A 19,909-nucleotide genomic window follows, 5' to 3' on the forward strand; every position below is an offset into this window, starting at 1 on the left:
AAAAAACCGCTCAAACGAGCGGTTTTTTATTGTTCGAAATGTATGATATGCAGTTGTAAATTGGTTGAGCCATTAAACTCATTTTTTTCAAGGCGATAGACTAAACGGACTTGCATGTGCAAGGGATCAAATTCAAATCGATCAATCGCATTAAAAGCAATCGCATCGAGACTTTTTCCATTTTCCAAACCTAAACGCAGCTTGAGATGACGCTCTTTCAGCCAGCGATAATCCAAGATTGCAAAAGTACCTTCAAAAGTTGGCAAAGGGAATTTCTGTCCCCACGGCCCAAGTTGCTCCAAAGTCGCTAAAGTTTGCAAATGAAAAGCATCGACAGGTAATTCCCCATCTGTCCACAACACCTCTTCAAATAACTGCGCATCCATTTCGGCAATCAGTGCAGTAAAGACCTGCTGAAACTCAGTAAAATACTGCTTTTCAATGGTCAAACCTGCGGCTGCGGCATGTCCACCAAAGTAACGAACCAAATGTGGGTGACGTTCTGCGACCCGTTCAATCGCATCGCGAATATGAATACCATCAATCGAACGAGCAGAACCTTTGAGATGAATTCCATCCTCATCGGCTGCAAAAATAATACTCGGGCGGTGAAACTGCTCTTTCAGGCGACCTGCAACAATCCCGATCACCCCTTGGTGCCAATGTGGCTCAAACATCACCAGTGCCGCAGGCAAGTCTGTCTGATCGAGGCGAATCTGCTCTAAAGTTTGCAAGGCATCTTGTTTAATCTGCGATTCAACCTGACGGCGCTCTTGGTTGAGCTGATGAAGCTGCTGCGCAAGGTGATAGGCTTGTTGTGTATCTTGTGCCAATAGACATTCAATGCCAATATCCATGGTTTCCATTCGCCCTGCGGCATTAATCCGTGGCCCCAAGACAAAACCGAGATCCTGTGCCTGTAGCTGTGCAGGATCACGACCTGCAATATCTAATAGCGCGAGAATGCCGATACGACACTGCTGCTGACGCATGCGCTGAACGCCTGCATCCACCAAAATTCGGTTGTTATAGTCAAGACTCGCCACATCGGCATAGGTACCCAAAGCCACCAAATCCAGATATTGCGTCAGTTGGCTGCTCGTTTTACCGTGCTGGCGGCGTAAACTGGCAAGATTGGCCAGCACATAAAATGCCACTCCAACACCTGCCAAGGACTTACTTGGAAAATCACAGCCGAGTTGATTGGGATTGACCACTGCTTCGGCATTGGGTGTGGGTTTAGTGGTTAAGTGATGATCGGTAATAATCACCTGCATTCCATGCTGTTGTGCCTGCTCAACTCCTGCATGACTGGAAATGCCATTATCGACGGTAATCATCAATTTCGGCTGATATTTTTCCTGTACCAAATCGGCAATTTTCGGGGTCAGGCCATAGCCATACTTAAAACGGTCAGGCACGACATAATCGACTTTCGCACCCATATCGCGGAGTGCCAACAGCATCAGTGCGGTACTGGTTGCACCGTCAGCATCATAATCCCCCACAATCACAATCTGCTGCTGCTGATCAATCGCACGATCCATTAACTCAATTGCAGTCTGTAAGCCTTTCAGCTCTGGTTTTAGCAAATGCTTGAGCTTTAAATCTAACTCTTGTAATGAAGCGACACCCCGACGTGCCAAAATTTGGGCAATAAAAGGCAACATGCCCTGAAAATCTTCAGGGCGTGTTAGCAAAGGTCTTTGTTTAATTTGTATTTTTTTCATCTTATGGCATTAAACGCTGTAAAACCCACTGTCCATCTTGCAATTCATAACGCAAACGGTCATGTAGACGATTTGGGCGACCCTGCCAGAATTCATAGCTTTCTGGCTGTAAACGGTAACCACCCCAGAACTCAGGCTTTTTCAGCTCGGTTTCTTCAGCCACAGCATCATGTAGAGTTTCAAAACGCTGTTGTAACTCCGCACGCCCAGCAATCACGCCACTTTGTGGGGTGCTGATATGTGCTGCAATTTGACTGTCACGCGGGCGTTTATGGTAGTAATCAGTCGATTCTGCTTCAGAGATTTTGCTCACTCGACCATGAATACGGACTTGACGTTCTAAGCTCGGCCAGTAAAACAAAAATTCGGCATAAGGATTAGCTGCCAAGTCCAAGCCTTTTTGACTGTCATAATTGGTATAAAAATCATAGCCTGCTTCAGTCGCGCCACGCAGTAACAAGGTACGCACATGCGGGCGTCCTTGTGCATCTGCTGTTGCAACCGACATCGCATAGGGTTCATGCAAATTTGCAGCCAAAGCAAAATTAAACCAGTCTAAAAACTGCTGATGTGGCTGTGCTTGTACTTGAGTTTCAAGCAACTCACCCTGTTCATAACTTAAACGAAGTTCACTTAAATCTTTAATTACATCTTTCATCATTGCTTCCTTTTAAGCATGTTGACGAATAGCATCTGCCAAGTGATTCGCCAGATCGGTCACTTCTTGTAATTGATCACCTTCAACCATGACACGAATCACAGGCTCAGTTCCTGATTTACGAATCAGAATACGACCACGACCCTTTAATTGCTGCTCAGCTTGTTCAAATTCAGCCACCAAAGCAGGAATTGCAAATGGATCAATCATGTGTTCTAAACGAACATTGACCAGCACTTGTGGGAATAAAGTAAAACCTTCGACCAACTCATGCAGCGCTTTGTTTTGCTCAACCATCACCGTTAAGACTTGCAATGCAGAAATAATGGCATCGCCCGTAGTGCTTTTATCGAGAGTTAAGATATGCCCAGACGGCTCACCACCAATGATCCATTGGTTATCTTCAAGCGCTTGTAACACATAGCGGTCACCCACTTTGGCACGTACAAATGGCACATTGGCTTTTTCTAATGCCAACTCAAGCGCCATATTGCTCATTACTGTTCCAGCAATGCCTTGCGGTTTATTATTCGCTTGGGTCGCTAGAATATAAAGAATGTGATCGCCATCAATCAGATGGCCGAATTTATCGACCAAGATGACACGATCGGCATCACCATCGAAGGCAATCCCGATATCCGCACCCTGCTCAACGACCGCTTTTTGTAAATTTTCAGGATGTGTTGAACCACAGTGTTCATTAATATTTAAACCATTTGGCTCATTGTAAATCGCCGTGACTTTAGCACCGAGTTCCAAAAAGACCGCAGGGCCAACGTTGTAAGCAGCACCATTGGCACAGTCCACCACAATGCGTAAATTGCGCAAGTTGAAATGGTACGGGAAGGTCGATTTACAAAATTCGATATAACGGCCATTGGCATCTTTAACACGCACACTTTTACCCAATTGTGCCGTATCTTCAATCACGATGTCTTTTTCTAGTTCTTGGTTAATCGCATTTTGGAGTTCGTCAGGCAGTTTTTTACCTTCACCCGAGAAAAATTTAATACCGTTATCGAAATATGGATTATGTGAAGCAGAAATCACGATGCCCGCATCAGCATGTAAGGCACGAGTCAAATGTGCAATCGCTGGGGTTGGTAAAGGCCCAAGCAAATGTACATAAACACCTGCTGCATTCAAACCTGCTTGTAAAGCGGACTCTAAAATATAACCCGATAAACGCGTGTCTTTCCCCATAACCACAACAGGTTTATGCTTTGGATCTTGTTTTTTTAGAACTTTTCCTGCTGCAAAACCCAGCTTCAAGGCAAATTCTGGCGTAATTGGAAGTTGACCAAATTTTCCACGAATTCCGTCTGTGCCAAAATAACTCATGCTGTTCTCACTGGTGTTCTTAGGTTTGTAAAACAAACCCTAATTCGTCATACATAATTTGTAATACTTTACACCATAACAAAAAAGCCGTCATGAACTGACGGCTTCTTATACAACTTTTTTACTAAAAAACCATTAACCAATACGGTAGTTTGGCGCTTCTTTAGTAATCGTTACATCATGTACGTGAGATTCTTGCATACCTGCTGCCGTAATTTTTACGAACTTGGCATTTTCATGCAAATCTTTAATGGTTGCAGAACCTGTATAACCCATAGATGAACGTAAACCGCCCATCATTTGGTGAACAATCGCACTCATTGGCCCTTTGTAAGGTACACGACCTTCGATACCTTCTGGAACCAATTTCTCAGCGCCCGCTTTAGCATCTTGGAAATAACGGTCAGCAGAACCTGAAGAACCCGCCATTGCACCCAAAGAACCCATACCACGGTAAGCTTTGTAGTAACGACCTTGGAAGAATTCAACTTCGCCAGGTGCTTCTTCAGTACCCGCCATCAATGAACCCACCATGATGGTGCTTGCGCCCGCAGCGATGGCTTTTGCCATGTCACCAGAGAAACGGATACCACCGTCAGCGATTAAAGGAATCTGACCTTTCAATGCACTTGCAACATTGTCGATTGCAGAGATTTGTGGAACACCGATACCCGCAACAATACGTGTTGTACAGATTGAACCAGGGCCAATACCGACTTTAACAGCATCTGCACCCGCATCAAGCAATGCCAAAGCTGCATCGCCAGTCGCAATGTTCCCGCCGATCACTTGAACTTGTGGGTAGTTTTGTTTTACCCAACGGACACGCTCAATCACGCCTGCTGAGTGACCATGTGCTGTATCAACAACAATCACGTCTGCACCCGCTTCAACCAAAGCTTCAACGCGTGCAGGAGTTTCAACACCTGTACCCACAGCAGCACCCACACGTAAACGACCAAGGTCATCTTTACATGAATTTGGGAATGACTCCGCTTTACGGAAATCAGTTACGGTGATTAAACCTTTTAAAGCATGGCTATCGTCGACAACCAAGACTTTTTCAATACGGTGTTTTTGTAATAAGGTTTGAATTTCTTCTTTCGATGCACCTTCTTTCACTGTTACCAAGCGCTCTTGCGGCGTCATAATATTGCTAACAGGCTGTTCAAGGTTGGTTTCAAAGCGTGTATCACGACCGGTTACAATTCCGACCACTTTGCCATCTTGAACTACAGGCACACCACTGATGTTATTTGCTTTAGTAATTTCAATCAATTCGCGTACAGTTGTCGCTGGTGTCACCGTAATCGGATCTTTCACCATACCTGCTTCGAATTTTTTCACACGGCGTACTTCAGCGGCTTGGGCTGCGATATCCATGTTTTTATGAATAATACCAATACCACCATTTTGCGCCATGGCAATTGCCATACGTGACTCAGTCACCGTATCCATAGCAGCAGAAACAAGCGGGATATTAAGCTGAATGCCACGAGTCAGGCGTGACTTAAGAGAAACATCTTTTGGGAGGACAGTAGAATAGGCAGGGACTAATAAGACATCATCGAAGGTTAGCGCTTCTTGAACGATGGTCAGCATAACAAACTCACTGGTAAATTCCGTGAGCTATTATAAACAAATTTCTCCTAAAAATGCATGTTCAGTGAGCTGAAAAATGCAAAAAATCCAAATGGCTTGGATTTTTTGCATTTGGGTCAAGACTTAAACTGGTACGCTAAAAATACGTTCGTTCATCAAGTCCATACCACATTGCAGATTTTCAGCCCAATCCAAGAATTGGTCAATCTGCTCTTTACCCACAAATGGCGTACCATGTTGCGGTACAATCATGTCCAAATCTAATTGGCGAACCATTTTCACCCATAGGCGTAAAATACTGTTACTGCCCATATAGCGCTGATGGAAACCGCGCATTTTTGGCAAATGATCATTGAAGCTTTGAATTGGAATATTGGCATCATCAACCATCGATGCACCCATATCACCTGAGAACAAAATCTTCGCAATTGGATCATAAAATTGGAAATTACCTACAGAGTGTAAAAAGTGCGCAGGAATTGCCACCATCACACTATTACCTAATGGAATACGCATTCCTTGGTCAGGAAGTTCAATCAGGCGTTCTTCCCAACTCCCTTTCATACGGTCACTCATAAATGATGAGTTTAAGTGTGGCAAGAAACGCGCCCACAGTTTTGAAGCGACAATCTTGGCATCGGTATAGACCAACCAGCGTGGCATAGAAGTAATAATGTCAGGGTCTTGGTGCGATGCCATGACATAGTCAAGATTCTTTAATTTGGTATATTTATTGAGTTCCATAGTCAGTGGGACATAAGTTAAGTCTCCACCTGGATCTAGGACTGCTGCGCGTTCATTGTCAATAATTAAAAACTGGTTGGCCTGTACGCCTTCGCCCTTAACTAGACTGGTGAAGCTGATACATTTATGTGTGCCATTATCAAACAGCACCTGCGATGTTGTACGTTCAAACATCTTCCCTAGACCCCAAGATATGAGTAAATTATTATCACCTATACGTTATATGGATTTTAGTTTACATACAATCACAGATGATTAAAAATTTTTAACAAAATTTGCTGAACAGTCAAAAAGCCTCAGAAAAATTGAGCCGTCTTTCACGCTCTTAGAAGATCGATGACCAATAGTGCTGTGCCAAAGTGAAAATACCCACAGCCAAGAAGATGAATGCACCAATTTTATGAATCAATGAAATTGGTAATTTATCTGCCATTTTATTACCAACAAATACAGCTGGCCCATCAGCAAGCATCATGCCTACAGTAGTACCTAGCATGACAATAAATACGCTATTGAACTGAGCGGCTAAGGCAACAGTTGCAATTTGGGTTTTATCACCAATTTCTGCCAAGAAAAATAAGATAAATGTTGCACCAAAAACCCCTAGATGCTGCCATTTAGCGATTCCATCATCTTCTTCATCAATTGAATCAGGAATGAGCATCCAAACCGCCATACCAATAAATCCAAGCGCTAATATCCAAACCATAATATTTTTGGGAACAATATCTGCAAGCCACTGACCCAATACAGCAGACAGACCATGATTTAAGGTCGTTGCGGCAAGAATTGCAATTAGAATTGGAATGGGTTTACGAAAGCGGGCAGCAAGCAAAAGGGCCAAAAGTTGGGTTTTATCGCCAATTTCTGCAATAAATACACCACCAAGTGAAGAGATAAAAGCGAGAGATTCTTTATTATCACCTGTTATAGCAAGCAATAATGAAGCAATATCAGAAAAGAAAGTTGACATGATGTTTCTCTGGCTAGCAAAATTTGCCTATGACTTACCCCTCCTGCTAGCCATGATCAGAACAAATCTGATTGCAGAGTGATAAATCAAAGGTCTTGCCAACAAAAGAAAGCTTTAAAGAAAGCTTAATTGGTTTTGCTATGATGACCATGTTCGTTTGAGAACAAGTATGTTGATCATCATCTATTTACAAACGTAAATAGCGGCTACTCCCCAATGAAGTGTGTGGACATTATATAAATCTAAATCGTTTTTTCAAAACATTTCTTTACTTCTAATAAAAAAAGGCTATCAAATAGCCTTTTTTTAATCACTGACTGAATACTGAATTTAGCATCTGCAATCAGTCATTGCTTAGAAGTTTACACGTACGCTTAAACCTGCCACCCATGCATCATCCACTTCTTTCACACCACCTGGCTGATGGATATATTGAATATTTGGACGAATCATGATGCTTGGCGACCAGTTATAGGTATAGTTCAATTCGACATCGACTTCATCATGCTGAACGGGCTTATAACTCGCATTTAAATAATCTGCGCTGGTCAACCCATTGCTGGCATTGATCGATTCTTCAAGTGCTGTCACACGTTTATTGACTTGGAAACGTGCCACACCCAAGGCAATCGAGTCTTGAGGACGCATGTCAAACAAGCCTTTATACCAGAGTGCAAACTGCTGGCTATATTCAACTTTGCTGGTGGCTTTATCATTAAAGGTAAAGTTTGCCGTTGCATATAAACCACGTTTCGGATCAGATGGATTCTCTGTCAACTTTTGTTGCATGTTGATCCAGAAACTGTGTTTATTGTCATGTACCTTACGCTTGGCAGCAGAACTAGCAAAGTTACCATTGGCATCAGTTGCAATATCTGTCGCATCGGCTGTTGAATAGAATGCTCCAACTTTATATTCGCCAGGCAAGCCATTCAATTTTGGTTTCCATGCCAGCTCAACAGGAATGGTCGCACCACTGGTTTCTCTCATTTCTAAGTTAAAACCACCATTTTCTTTGGTGTCCTGTGGATTAACTTCATAAACGCCTGTGGCAATCGACCACTCAGGTGTGAATTGGTACTTGGCATTGATTGCCCAAACACTGACAGGTGCATTGTACCAAACATCTCCAACCACTTTACCGAGCAATGAACCACAAAGTCCCCAGTTCTGGAATTCACACTGACTTGAGTTAAAGTCTTCACTAAAGCCCATACGACCAAACTTCACTTGGAATTTATTGTCGTCAAAGCCTTTTTTAATCCACATTTGATTAATACGCCAAGACTGTCCACGCCCATAAATCTCTTGGGTTGTACTTAACTGTGCAGCACGAGGATCTGCTGTACGTTTAGTTGCTAATGATGCCCCATCACGTTCAGTAATCACCAAACTGGCTTGGGTATCCTTCCAACCTGCGATCTTATCGAGATCAAAACTCGCCCCTAATTTTAATTGGCTTGCATTATAAATACGCTGATCATCGTTATAACCGCCATCAACATTACTTGCTGACTGGTTAACAAACGACATATCAAATTTATACCCTTTGTCCTGTAAAGCTTGGCGTTCCCCATTCCAGTCGCCAAGTAACCATTGGCGATCGGTTGACCAAGGTTCGTTGGCAAAAGCCAAAGAACTCATTACAGATAAAATTGAGAGGGTTAAAGTGCGTCTGGTTTTTACGTTCATATGTGCCTATCCTTTTGCATGGCAATGGCAAGACGTGCCATGGAACATCCAAGTTCCATTGGCTTGCCTTTTTGATTTGGATTTTTTGTTAATTTATGGTGTGGTATGTTGTTGCGTCTGAGCGACAGTTTTACCCAAATTTTGTTTGCGAACAGCGATGTACATCAAGACGATCATCACACATCCGACCCCAAATAACACGGCATCGAAGTTGTATAGGTGTAATGGTTTTACGCCTGCATCCAACAAATAGCCCGCCCCCAAAGGTGAGAGAATTCCACCCAAACGACCCATGGTAATTGCAGAACCTACACCTGTTGCACGAACTTCTGTGTCATAGGTGCTGTTCGCTAATGCATACATCCCCGCAACACAGCCATTGTTAAAGACGCCCACAAGTACTGCGATCCACATGGCACTGGTGTAGTCCCCAGAGTTCAATACAAATACTGTGATACATGCTGCTGTTGCTGCAAAGAAGGCGGATAGCACAAAATGGATTTTGAAGCGCACGGTCAAGAATGCCATCAAGATCGCACCGAAAATTCCACCAAAGTTCAAGATAATTCCTAAGCTTACTCCTTGTTCAGGTGTCATACCTGCCATAGAGAGTAATTTTGGTGTCCAAGTCAAAATAAAGTACTGACCTGCCATCACCGAGAAAAAAGCAACCCAGACAAACAATGTACGAACTTTGAGTTGACCTTTGAATAGACTCGCAATGGTCACTTTACCTGTTGAAACCTGCTGATAAGCTGGGAAAGCCTCAATCGTACTGATTTTAAATTTTGCTAAAGTCTTGTTGATGCGTTCCAAAGTATTTGGTTTACGTTTAATCAATTGATATTCAACAGATTCAGGCAAAACAAAGTAAACCAGTACCAGTACAGCCAAAGTGAATAGACCACCACATAAGAACACGGTACGCCAGCCCACAGTTCCAATCAGACGGAATGCGATCATGCCACCAAACACAGCACCCATCGCATAACCAGTCGATAACAAGGCAACGGAAAGGTTTTTCCATTTTGTGGTTGAGAACTCATTGGCCATTACCGCGCCATTGGTTAACAAGCCACCAATCCCAATTCCTGTAATAAAGCGTAATGTTCCCAACTGGAATGCTGAATCTGCATGACTACTCACCAACATGGTGATGCCAGACAATAATAAACAAGAGAGAATGATGGTGCGGCGACCAACTGAGTCCGCGATTGGGGCAATAAACAATGAACCTACTGCCATCCCAATCAAGCCCAGACTGATTAAAATGCCTAATTCTGAACCTGAAAGCGCCCATTCCTTTGATACCGATGCCGTAGTAAATGACATGACTTGCACATCATAACCATCGACAACATTCAGTAAAATACACAGTGCCACAAGCAGCCAGCGATAGCTATTCATGGGTTTGGTTTTTAATTCATTGAATATATCCATATGCTTTTTCCATTGCTCACCTTGTTGAAGGTGAATATTTAGGCAAAACAACTCCATGGCACTATGCAATACCATTTTCTAGTGATGGAGAAGATTGATTAATCTAAAAATAAGCGATTGTTAAGATGCGATTTTCAAGCTCATCATCTGTACGACAGCCTACCTCTTCCTTGTGCTAAATCCTTCATCATCTTTTATCAGTCTTGGATGCGCCGATGTGAACCACCTATTGCACCAAGATCAACCTCTATTCATGTGGCTATTTTTATAACTGTTTGCCTAGAAAAGATAATGCGTTTCACCACGACAGGTATGATTTTTATTTATATTCGACTTTAGCCTAAAATAAAAATTATTCATTATTATTCAATATATTAATATTAAATAACACTATTTTGAATACACTCAATCAACGCCTGACTAGCCGCAGACTGCACACTATTTTTACGAAAAATCAGTCCAATTTGTCGGGTAGTCTGTTGTAATTCAAAAGGTAATTTTTTGATTAAGCCTTGATCTAACTCATATTTCATTTGCTGTGCTGACACCACTGCGATCATGTTGGACTGTAACAGCAAGCCACGTGTCAACGCCAGATCCCCTGTTTCTATGGTCGGTTGTGGTGCAGGCAACTCAAGTGATGCAAAATTCTCTTCAAATAGCTGCCGAGCTGGTGCGTTAGATCGTGGCAAAATCCACTGTGCCTGTAACAGATCACGTGGTTTTAAAGTCGCCTTACGCAACAATGGATGCTTGGCACGCACCACCATAAACATGTTTTCTTCAAACAAAATCTGATTTTCCAGATCAGATGACTGTTCCTGCGGACGTAATGCACCGACTATAAAATCAATATCCCCCGCGCGTAGCTGCGCCACCAAGGACTCATAGGCATTTTCAAAGGTCAGAAAATGAATATTGGGATATTGTCCAGCTAACATGGCAATCGCTTTGGGTAAGATGTAGGTTCGAATCAGTGGCAATGCCCCGATTTTCACTGTGCCCTGTAACTGCCCAAAAAAATTGGCGGCCTGATTGGGAATATCGGCAATGATATTGAGACAGCGTTTGATATTTTCCTGAATCTGATCACAAATGGGCGTGGCTTTAATGCCATTTGGAGTACGGATAAACAGCTCGGTCTTGAGTGATTCTTCAAGCAACTTAATCGCTGAACTCACCGCAGGCTGAGTAATGTGCAATAGCGATGCGGTATTTTTCATGCCTTTGGTTAAATACAACGTGGCAAAAATCTCTAAACGGCGCGTGTTATATAAAAAGAAAGGTTCGGGTAAGTTTTCTGTAGATTCTGCGTGTTGTTGTTTGACTAAAATCGGAATCTGCTGCAACTCGCGAATTGCGGCTTGTGCTTGGGTATAAATATGCTGCCCGATTTCGGTCAGAATCACCCCATTATGATGTCGTTCAAACAGTTGACTATTCAGCTGATGTTCTAAGTCACTGATTGCCCGTGTCACTGCAGACTGCGTGCGAAATAAATTCTCCGCAGCTTTGGAAATATTCTGAAATGTTGCTACCACCAAAAAGAACTTTAACTGCATCAAATTAACAGTTTGCGGATTGGAGCACATCGTCATTTCCTATGGGTTTTCAGCATAAATAAAACTCATATCTCTACGAGTTAAAGTCATTACCTTTTCCTTTTAGCACATGTGAATATGCTTGTACAAAGGAGATTATCTATGAATGACAATACTGCAAAAAAATCAGGTCTTGTAATCAGTGCCCACTCGGCGGATTTCGTGTGGCGTGCAGGTGGTGCAATCGCACTACATAAAGAACAAGGCTATAACATGCATGTGGTTTGTTTGTCATATGGTGAGCGTGGCGAGTCTGCAAAATTGTGGCGTCAGGCAGGGATGACCGAAGAAAGAGTAAAAGAAGTCCGTGAGCAAGAAGCGCGTGCAGCCGCTGAAGCGCTGGGTGCAAGTATTGAATTTTTAAATTTGGGCGATTATCCATTACCAACCAACAACGACATCATTTTTAAACTGGCGGATATTTACCGTGAGTTACAACCAAGTTTTGTGATGAGCCATTCACTACAAGACCCGTACAACTACGACCACCCTCGTGCAACGCATTTGGCGCAAGAAGCACGCATCATTGCACAGGCAGAAGGTCACAATCCTGGTCAGAAAATCATTGGTGCGCCACCATTCTACTGCTTTGAACCGCACCAACCTGAACAATGTAACTGGAAACCCGATGTGTTCCTCGACATTACCAGTGTTTGGGACAAAAAATATGCGGCGATTCAGTGCATGCAAGGTCAGGAACATTTGTGGGAATACTACACGCGCGTTGCGTTACAACGTGGTGTTCAAGCAAAACGTAATATCGGCATTACCAGTGCTAAAAACATTGTTTACGCAGAAGCGTATCAAAGCATCTTCCCGCGTGTAACGGAGGATTTGGCATGAGTCTACTCGGACGTAAAGGTGTCGTTGTTCGAAACATCGACCGTGCAGACATTGAAACCGTTAAAAAATTAGCCGAGTACGGTGTGGCTACTGTTCATGAAGCACAAGGTCGTAAAGGGTTGCTTGCACCGCGCATTCGCCCAATTCAACAAGGCGTGACCATTGCGGGTTCTGCGGTGACCTTATCAGTTGCCCCAGGCGATAACTGGATGTTCCACGTTGCTGTTGAACAATGTCAACCCGGTGACATTATTGTGGTTGCACCGACTTCTCCATGTACTGATGGTTTCTTTGGTGACTTGCTTGCAACTTCAATGAAATCACGTGGTGTGATTGGTTTGGTTGGTGATATCGGGATTCGTGACAGCCATGTGCTACGTGAAATGGGTTTTCATGTTTGGTCACGTGCCGTGTATTCACAAGGTACAGTGAAAGAAACTTTAGGTTCAGTGAATGTGCCAATCGTATGTGCAGACCAATTCATCAATCCAGGCGATGCGATTGTTGCCGATGATGATGGTGTGGTTGTGGTTGCTCGTGAAGAAGTTGCAAAAGTACAAGACCTGAGCCAGAAACGTATGGATTTGGAAGAATCTAAACGTGTTCGTATGGCCAATGGTGAACTTGGCTTAGACATTTACAACATGCGCCCAAGACTGGAAGAAAAAGGGCTGGTTTATGTAGATCGCTTGGAAGACTTGGAAGGTTAAAACCATGCAAACAAAAATACGGTGCATGCTGATGCGAGGAGGAACCTCAAAAGCAGCATATTTTTTAGCGTCTGATTTACCGCAGGACCCTGCTCTACGTGATCAGGTCTTGCTTGCTGTGATGGGATCTCCCGATGCACGTCAAATTAATGGCATTGGTGGTGGAGACTCACTGACCAGTAAGGTTGCGATTGTATCCCAATCCTCACGTACTGATGCCGATGTTGACTACCTATTTGCACAGGTCAATGTCGAAAAAGCTGTGGTAGATTATGGACAAAACTGTGGCAACATTCTGTCAGGCGTGGCACCGTTTGCTGTCGAGCGTGGCTTAATTGCTGCTCAAGCCGACAGCACCACTGTTCGGATTTTTATGCAAAATACCGAACAGCTTGCAAAAGTCACCATTCAAACCCCAAATGCCGAAGTGAATTATGTCGGTGACACTTATATTGATGGTGTCCCACAACCTTCTGCCGAAGTGATTTTAAACTTCCAGAATATTGAAGGTTCAACTTGTGGCAGCCTGTTACCCACAGGCAACGTTAAAGACACCATTTATGGCGTTTCAGTAACCTGCATTGATAATGGCATGCCTGTGGTACTTATTAATGCTGCTGATCTTGGGATTATCGGCACTGAAAGTCCGCAACAACTCGACAGCAACATTAAGCTGAAACAGCAAATCGAAGCTATTCGCTTAGTCGCTGGACAGAAAATGAATCTGGGAGATGTCAGCAACAAGACTGTTCCGAAAATGTCGATCGTTTCACCTGCCATTCGCGGTGGTGCTATTCATACTCGTACCTTTATTCCACATAAATGCCATGCTGCAATTGGCGTATTTGGTGCGACCAGTGTCGCAACTGCTTGTCTGATTGAAGGCACAGTCGCCTTTGATGTTGCACAAACCTCAAATGACCTGAAACAGCGCCTCAACGTCGAACATCCAACAGGACGTTTTACTGTGTTACTGGAACGAAATGAACAACAGCAAATTACAGGCTGTGGCTTTATTCGCACTGCACGTGCATTGTTCGATGGCTTTGTGATGATTCCGCAACAGCTTTGGGATAATCGCCAAACGCAGAAAGTAAGCCAGATACATCACGATTCAGTCGCTGTTTAAAAATACAGTCTAACTTGAACAAGCCGAATGCTTGTTCAAGTCACTTCTCTTAGCCTTTCACAACTCATTGACCTATTCTTCATCACACCAATAAGTAAGCCATAAATGCCTTTGCTCTCATTGTTCAGTAACTCTCTAAATAGATCCAAACACTTCATTTCGAATTAAACAATAAATTTAAAGTAGCCCCACACCATTAAACGCGCCAACAGCAAAATAAATCCAAAATATGCACTCAGCATCACGAAAGCAAAACTCGTCCATCCCGCTGCGCCTTGCGTACGCATCCCCTCATATTCAGCAATCAATACAAAAATAGCGGCAATCGCTTCAATGCCTAATACCCCATAATTTACCCAAGACCACGGGAAATCCAAGAAACTCACCCAAGCAAACATCAACAATAAAATTAATAATGCAAAGGGTAGCATCATGCTCAGATATCCCCATAGATATGATTGCTGAGCTTTCATTTAACCAACCAAAAATGCTTTTATTTTCAGCTATTTTATGTATTTTTTTAAACTTTTAAAGGTTTTATTCTGCATTTTCTAAAATAATTCCTATAAAAAAAACCCCGCCGAAGCGAGGTTTTAAATGTTCGTTTTTACTCAAAAAATTAGAGTAACAAACTACGAATATCGGCAAGAAGTTTAGTCAACTTGTTGCTAAAGCGTGCAGCATCCGCACCATTAATGACACGGTGGTCATAAGACAATGACAATGGCAACATTAAGCGCGGCGCAAAGTCTTTACCATTCCATACAGGCTGCATGGTTGCTGGAGAAATACCCAAGATCGCCACTTGAGGCCAGTTCACCAGCGGTGTAAATGCCGTACCGCCAATTGCACCCAAGCTTGAAATCGTGAAGTTTGCACCTTGCAAGTCTTTCGGTGACAGTTTCTTATCACGCGCTTTTTGACCCAAGACACCCAATTCAACCGCAATTTGCTTAATGGTTTTTTGGTCTGGATTACGCAACACAGGAACCGTCAAGCCATCTGGGGTTGCAACCGCAATCCCCATATGGATTTCGTTACGGAGCAAGACTGATTTACCATCATCTGACAAGTGACCTGCAAACTCACGCTCTTCTTTAAGCAAATGGGCAACAGCCTTGATGATGAATGCCATAATGGTCAGGCTAATGCCTTCTTTCTTAAAGTTGCCTTTAAGATCATTACGCCACGCTTCAAGCTCAGTAATATCTGCAAGGTCAAACTGAGTCACTTGTGGAATAAAGTTATTCAATGACAATTGTGGAATTGAAACTTGCTGCAAGCGAGTCAAGACTTTCTCTTCAACACCACCAAAGGCACTGAAGTCTGGTAATGACGGCAAGCCTGATGCAACTGGCGCAGCCGCCGCTTTAGGTGCTTCAACTGGTGCTGTTAAACGCTGTTTTACATAAGCATAAACATCGTCTTTCATGACACGGCCATGATCACCCGTTGTTTTTACTTGAGATAAAACCACGCCCAATTCACGCGCCAACTTACGAACTGCTGGGCCTGCATACACTTTCGCATTTGCAGCTTGCTGTTCTTTAGTCAGTTTATCTGCACCATGTGCTTCTACTGCTGGTGCTTCAACTTTGGCTGCTGGTGCTGCTACGACTGATGCAGGCGCTGTTTTCGCTGCAGCAGGTGCAGGCGCTGTTTTCGCTGCAGCAGGTGCAGGCGCTGCTGCAACTGGTGCTGCTGCTTGACCTTCAACTGCAATCGTTGCAAGCAAGATGCCTTGTGACACGTTTTGTCCAGACTGTAGGTGAATGGCTTTCACCACACCCGCAACAGTACTTGGAACTTCAACTGTTGCTTTGTCTGACTCAACCACCACCAAACTTTGGTCAACGTCAACTTTGTCACCGACCTGAACCAAGATTTCAGCCACAACCGCTTTATCAACACCCAGATCAGGCACTTGAATTTCAACATCACCCGCAGGTTGTGCTACTGGTGCAGGTGCAGCCGCTTGAGCGACTGGTGCAACAGGAGCTTGCGTTTCAGCAACTTGAGCGACAGGTGTTGGTGCAGCAGCAGAGGTTGTTTTAACTTTAATTAAAATCACACCTTCTTTAACGCTGTCACCTTGTTTAACTTCAATGCTTTCAATCGTACCAGACACTGTACTTGGCACTTCAACCGAAGCTTTATCGGATTCAAGCAAAACAAGACTGTCGTTTTCTGCAATGCTGTCGCCGACTTTTACCAAGATTTCAGCAACAAGGGCTTTTTCTACACCAATGTCAGGTACTTGAACATCAACCACTTGGCTGCTGGTTGCAACTGCAGGTTGAGGTGCTGCTTGTGCAGCAACTGGCTGTGCGGTTTCAGCAACTGGCGCAGGCTTTGCAACTTCTTCTGCTTTTGCAGCAGGTGCTGCACCCGCAGCTTCAAGTTCAATAAGCACCGTACCTTCAGCAACGCTATCGCCTTCTTTGATCAAAATGCTTTTGACCACACCTGCTGAAGTGCTAGGCACTTCAACAGATGCTTTATCAGATTCAAGCAAAACCAGACTGTCATTTTCAGCAATACTGTCACCAACCTTTACCAAGATTTCAGCAACTGTTGCTTTATCTACACCAATATCAGGAGTCGTAATTTGCATGATTAGTTCTCCTCTTTATAGTCTGCAACAGCATGCAGTTCAGGGTGTGCTTGTGGTGCCCATGCGACTGGACGGTCTGTATCCAACTCAAAGTTAGAAATCGCATCTTTGACTAAACGTGCGTCAACTTCGCCTTCGTCAGCCAACTTTTTCAAAGTTGCAACCACGATATGTGCAGCATCTACACCGAAGTAGCTACGTAGGTTGGCACGCGTATCTGAACGACCAAAACCGTCTGTACCCAACGCAACAAATGGACGACCATCTGGAAGATAAGCACGGATTTGTTCGCTATAGGCACGCATGTGATCTGTTGCAGAAACCACAATACCTTCAGTACCGCGTAATTGTTGAGATACCCAAGATTCTTTCACATCTTCAGCAACTGGATGTAGGCGGTTATATTCTTCACATGCCATACCATCGCGTGCCAATTCGTTGAAGCTTGTTACACTCCATACGTTTGAATGGATTTGATATTCATCACGTAAGATTTTCGCAGCTTTAATCACTTCACGAAGGATGACACCAGAACCCATCAACTGAACTGTTGCTTTTTCATCTTGTTCGAACAAGTACATACCACGTTTGATGCCTTCCTCAGCGCCGTCTGGCATTTCAGGATGCTCGTAGTTCTCATTCATTACAGTTAAGTAATAGAACACACGTTCTTGGTTGACATACATACGTTGTAAACCATCATGTACGATCACAGCCAATTCATAACCGAAACATGGGTCATAAGACACACAGTTTGGAATGGTATTTGCCAAGATATGAGAGTGACCATCTTGGTGCTGTAAGCCTTCACCGTTCAGTGTGGTACGGCCTGCCGTTGCACCTAACAAGAAGCCTTGTGCTTGTGCATCGCCTGCTGCCCACGCAATGTCACCAATACGTTGGAAACCAAACATTGAGTAGTACATGTACATTGGAATCATTGGCAAGTTATTGGTTGAATAACTGGTCGCCAACGCTGCCCATGCACTCATTGCACCAGCTTCGTTAATCCCTTCTTGAAGCATGTGACCGTCTTTTGCTTCACGGTAATGCATCAATTGTTCTTGGTCTTCTGGGGTATATTTTTGACCGTGAGCAGCATAAATACCAAGCTGACGGAACATCCCTTCTAGACCAAAGGTACGTGCTTCATCTGGAACAATTGGAACAACGCGGTCTTTAATCGCTTTTTCTTTCAACAATGCCGCAATTAAACGAACCATCACCATCGTTGTTGATTGTTCTTTACCACCTGAACCGCTCAATACTGAGTCAAATACAGACAATGCAGGAATTGCTAATTGTTCACTCTCTTTACGACGTGCAGGCAGGTAACCACCTAAAGACTCACGACGTGCTTTCATGTACTTCATCTCTGGTGAGTTTTCACTCGGACGATAGAATGGAAGCTCTTCGAGTTGTTCATCGGTAAATGGCAAGTTGAAACGGTTACGTACATATTTCAACGATTCAATCTGCATTTTCTTGATTTGGTGTGTTTTATTAACCGCTTCAATTTCTTCAGACAGACCATAACCCTTGACTGTTTTTGCCAAGATCACAGTCGGTTGACCTTTCGCTTTGGTTGCTTCTGAGTAAGCAGCAAAAACTTTGTATGGGTCATGACCACCACGATTTAGATTATCAATATCTTCATCACTTAAGTTTTTAACTAAAGCTTCCGCTTCTGGATATTTACCAAAGAAGTGCGCACGAGTATAAGCACCGCCTTTGACTTGGTAGCGTTGATAATCACCATCAACCGCTTCTTCCATCACGGCTTTTAAAGCACCTGATTCGTCTTTGTCGAGTAGTGGATCCCAATGACGCCCCCAAACCACTTTAATCACACGCCAGCCTGCGCCACGGAACAGTGATTCAAGTTCTTGGATAATTTTACCGTTACCACGTACAGGGCCATCAAGACGTTGTAAGTTACAGTTTACAACCCAAATTAGGTTATCTAACTTTTCACGACCTGCCAGTGAAATTGCACCCAAGCTCTCTGGCTCGTCCATTTCACCATCACCGAGGTAAGCCCAGACTTTACGGTCTTCTTCTTTAATCAAACCACGGTTCATCAAGTATTTTTGAATGTGTGCTTGGTAAATCGACATGATTGGACCAAGACCCATTGAAACCGTTGGGAACTGCCAGTAATCAGGCATTAAATATGGATGTGGATAAGATGGTAAACCAACACCTGCAACTTCACGACGGAAGTTGTTCAAATGCTCTTCAGTCAAACGACCTTCTAAGAATGAACGTGCATAAATCCCTGGAGCACAGTGACCTTGATAATAGATCATGTCGCCGCCGAAGCTGTCGCTATTGGCACGGAAGAAGTGGTTAAAGCCAACATCGTATAAAGTTGCTGAAGATGCAAAACTTGCTAAGTGACCACCTAAATCATCGCCTGTTTTATTGGCACGTAATACCATCGCCAATGCATTCCAACGAATCAAAGCACGGATACGACGTTCCATATCTTGGTCACCTGGCATAGCAGGCTGTTCTTCTACAGAAATGGTATTGAGATATGGAGTATTTAGGCGCTGAATAGGAACATGTTTAGCAATTGCGCGTTGATAAAGTTTTTCTAATAAGAATGCTGCTCGCTCTGTTCCCATATGCTGTAACACTGAATCAAAAGCATCTTCCCATTCTAGGGTTTCTTGTGCGTCAGAATCACCATAATACGCCATGTTTCACCTTTCCTTAATCATTTTAGACAACCCGCTAGTTGTACCATGTTTTAGTTGAAAAAGTTATGGCTACTTTTGAATACAAATGGATACCAATATTTAGAAAATAAATAATCGTTATCCTAAA

The 19,909-nt window shown here is 43.5% G+C and carries 15 protein-coding genes and 1 riboswitch; of the genes, 3 read left to right on the plus strand and 12 right to left on the minus strand.

All coding sequences use genetic code 11. From position 1 onward, the window contains the following. Window positions 1-26 precede the first annotated feature (26 nt). The 9 genes from recJ to LVY74_RS07430 form a co-directional block, all read right to left on the minus strand. Window positions 27-1,730 (minus strand): single-stranded-DNA-specific exonuclease RecJ, encoded by a 1,704-nt coding sequence (gene recJ, locus LVY74_RS07390; protein WP_237814547.1) that lies wholly within the window; start codon window positions 1,728-1,730, stop codon window positions 27-29. A gap of 1 nt (window position 1,731) precedes the next feature. Continuing rightward, window positions 1,732-2,388 (minus strand): pyridoxamine 5'-phosphate oxidase, encoded by a 657-nt coding sequence (pdxH, locus tag LVY74_RS07395; RefSeq protein WP_237814548.1) that lies wholly within the window; start codon window positions 2,386-2,388, stop codon window positions 1,732-1,734. A 12-nt stretch (window positions 2,389-2,400) separates the two neighbouring features. Beyond that, window positions 2,401-3,729: a phosphoglucosamine mutase gene (glmM, locus tag LVY74_RS07400; RefSeq protein WP_237814549.1), complete on the minus strand. Its 1,329-nt coding sequence runs from the start codon at window positions 3,727-3,729 to the stop codon at window positions 2,401-2,403. A gap of 135 nt (window positions 3,730-3,864) precedes the next feature. Further along, complete coding sequence (guaB, locus tag LVY74_RS07405; RefSeq protein ID WP_151709795.1) at window positions 3,865-5,331, minus strand: IMP dehydrogenase; 1,467 nt, start codon at window positions 5,329-5,331, stop codon at window positions 3,865-3,867. A 123-nt stretch (window positions 5,332-5,454) separates the two neighbouring features. Continuing rightward, the gene (locus LVY74_RS07410; protein ID WP_237814550.1) at window positions 5,455-6,249 is read right to left on the minus strand and encodes an MBL fold metallo-hydrolase; all 795 of its coding nucleotides are present in this window, start codon (window positions 6,247-6,249) and stop codon (window positions 5,455-5,457) included. Between the two features lie 151 nt (window positions 6,250-6,400). Next, entirely contained in the window at window positions 6,401-7,048 is a 648-nt protein-coding gene (locus LVY74_RS07415) for a TMEM165/GDT1 family protein (protein WP_237814551.1), read from the minus strand. A 100-nt stretch (window positions 7,049-7,148) separates the two neighbouring features. Next, window positions 7,149-7,275, minus strand: a riboswitch (yybP-ykoY riboswitch). A 127-nt stretch (window positions 7,276-7,402) separates the two neighbouring features. Continuing rightward, window positions 7,403-8,740 (minus strand): carbohydrate porin, encoded by a 1,338-nt coding sequence (locus LVY74_RS07420; RefSeq protein ID WP_442862778.1) that lies wholly within the window; start codon window positions 8,738-8,740, stop codon window positions 7,403-7,405. Between the two features lie 93 nt (window positions 8,741-8,833). Further along, window positions 8,834-10,180, minus strand: a complete 1,347-nt coding sequence (locus tag LVY74_RS07425; RefSeq protein ID WP_237814552.1) for an MFS transporter — start codon at window positions 10,178-10,180, stop codon at window positions 8,834-8,836. 380 nt (window positions 10,181-10,560) lie between these two features. Further along, window positions 10,561-11,772: a LysR substrate-binding domain-containing protein gene (locus LVY74_RS07430; protein ID WP_237814553.1), complete on the minus strand. Its 1,212-nt coding sequence runs from the start codon at window positions 11,770-11,772 to the stop codon at window positions 10,561-10,563. A gap of 87 nt (window positions 11,773-11,859) precedes the next feature. Here LVY74_RS07430 and LVY74_RS07435 point away from each other — a divergent pair, with 87 nt between their 5' ends. From LVY74_RS07435 to LVY74_RS07445, 3 genes are read left to right on the plus strand one after another with little or no spacing between them, the layout of a single operon-like run. Further along, a complete protein-coding gene (locus tag LVY74_RS07435) occupies window positions 11,860-12,624 on the plus strand; it encodes a PIG-L deacetylase family protein (protein ID WP_375707857.1) in 765 nt (254 codons plus the stop codon). Then, window positions 12,621-13,334 (plus strand): 4-carboxy-4-hydroxy-2-oxoadipate aldolase/oxaloacetate decarboxylase, encoded by a 714-nt coding sequence (locus tag LVY74_RS07440; RefSeq protein ID WP_237814554.1) that lies wholly within the window; start codon window positions 12,621-12,623, stop codon window positions 13,332-13,334. Before LVY74_RS07435 ends, LVY74_RS07440 begins: the two co-directional genes overlap by 4 nt. Before the next feature lie 4 nt (window positions 13,335-13,338). Continuing rightward, on the plus strand, window positions 13,339-14,463 hold the full coding sequence (locus tag LVY74_RS07445) for a 4-oxalomesaconate tautomerase (RefSeq protein WP_237814555.1): 1,125 nt from the start codon (window positions 13,339-13,341) through the stop codon (window positions 14,461-14,463). 164 nt (window positions 14,464-14,627) lie between these two features. Here LVY74_RS07445 and LVY74_RS07450 read toward each other — a convergent pair whose 3' ends face one another. The 3 genes from LVY74_RS07450 to aceE all read right to left on the minus strand — a co-directional run bounded on the left by LVY74_RS07450 (window position 14,628) and on the right by aceE (window position 19,782). Further along, a complete protein-coding gene (locus tag LVY74_RS07450) occupies window positions 14,628-14,897 on the minus strand; it encodes a hypothetical protein (protein WP_151709803.1) in 270 nt (89 codons plus the stop codon). 185 nt (window positions 14,898-15,082) lie between these two features. Beyond that, the gene (locus tag LVY74_RS07455; RefSeq protein WP_237814556.1) at window positions 15,083-17,077 is read right to left on the minus strand and encodes a 2-oxo acid dehydrogenase subunit E2; all 1,995 of its coding nucleotides are present in this window, start codon (window positions 17,075-17,077) and stop codon (window positions 15,083-15,085) included. A 2-nt stretch (window positions 17,078-17,079) separates the two neighbouring features. After that, on the minus strand, window positions 17,080-19,782 hold the full coding sequence (gene aceE / locus LVY74_RS07460; RefSeq protein ID WP_237814557.1) for a pyruvate dehydrogenase (acetyl-transferring), homodimeric type: 2,703 nt from the start codon (window positions 19,780-19,782) through the stop codon (window positions 17,080-17,082). Window positions 19,783-19,909 lie beyond the last annotated feature (127 nt).

The organism is Acinetobacter sp. ME22 (assembly GCF_022012315.1).
Lineage (GTDB): Bacteria > Pseudomonadota > Gammaproteobacteria > Pseudomonadales > Moraxellaceae > Acinetobacter > Acinetobacter brisouii_A.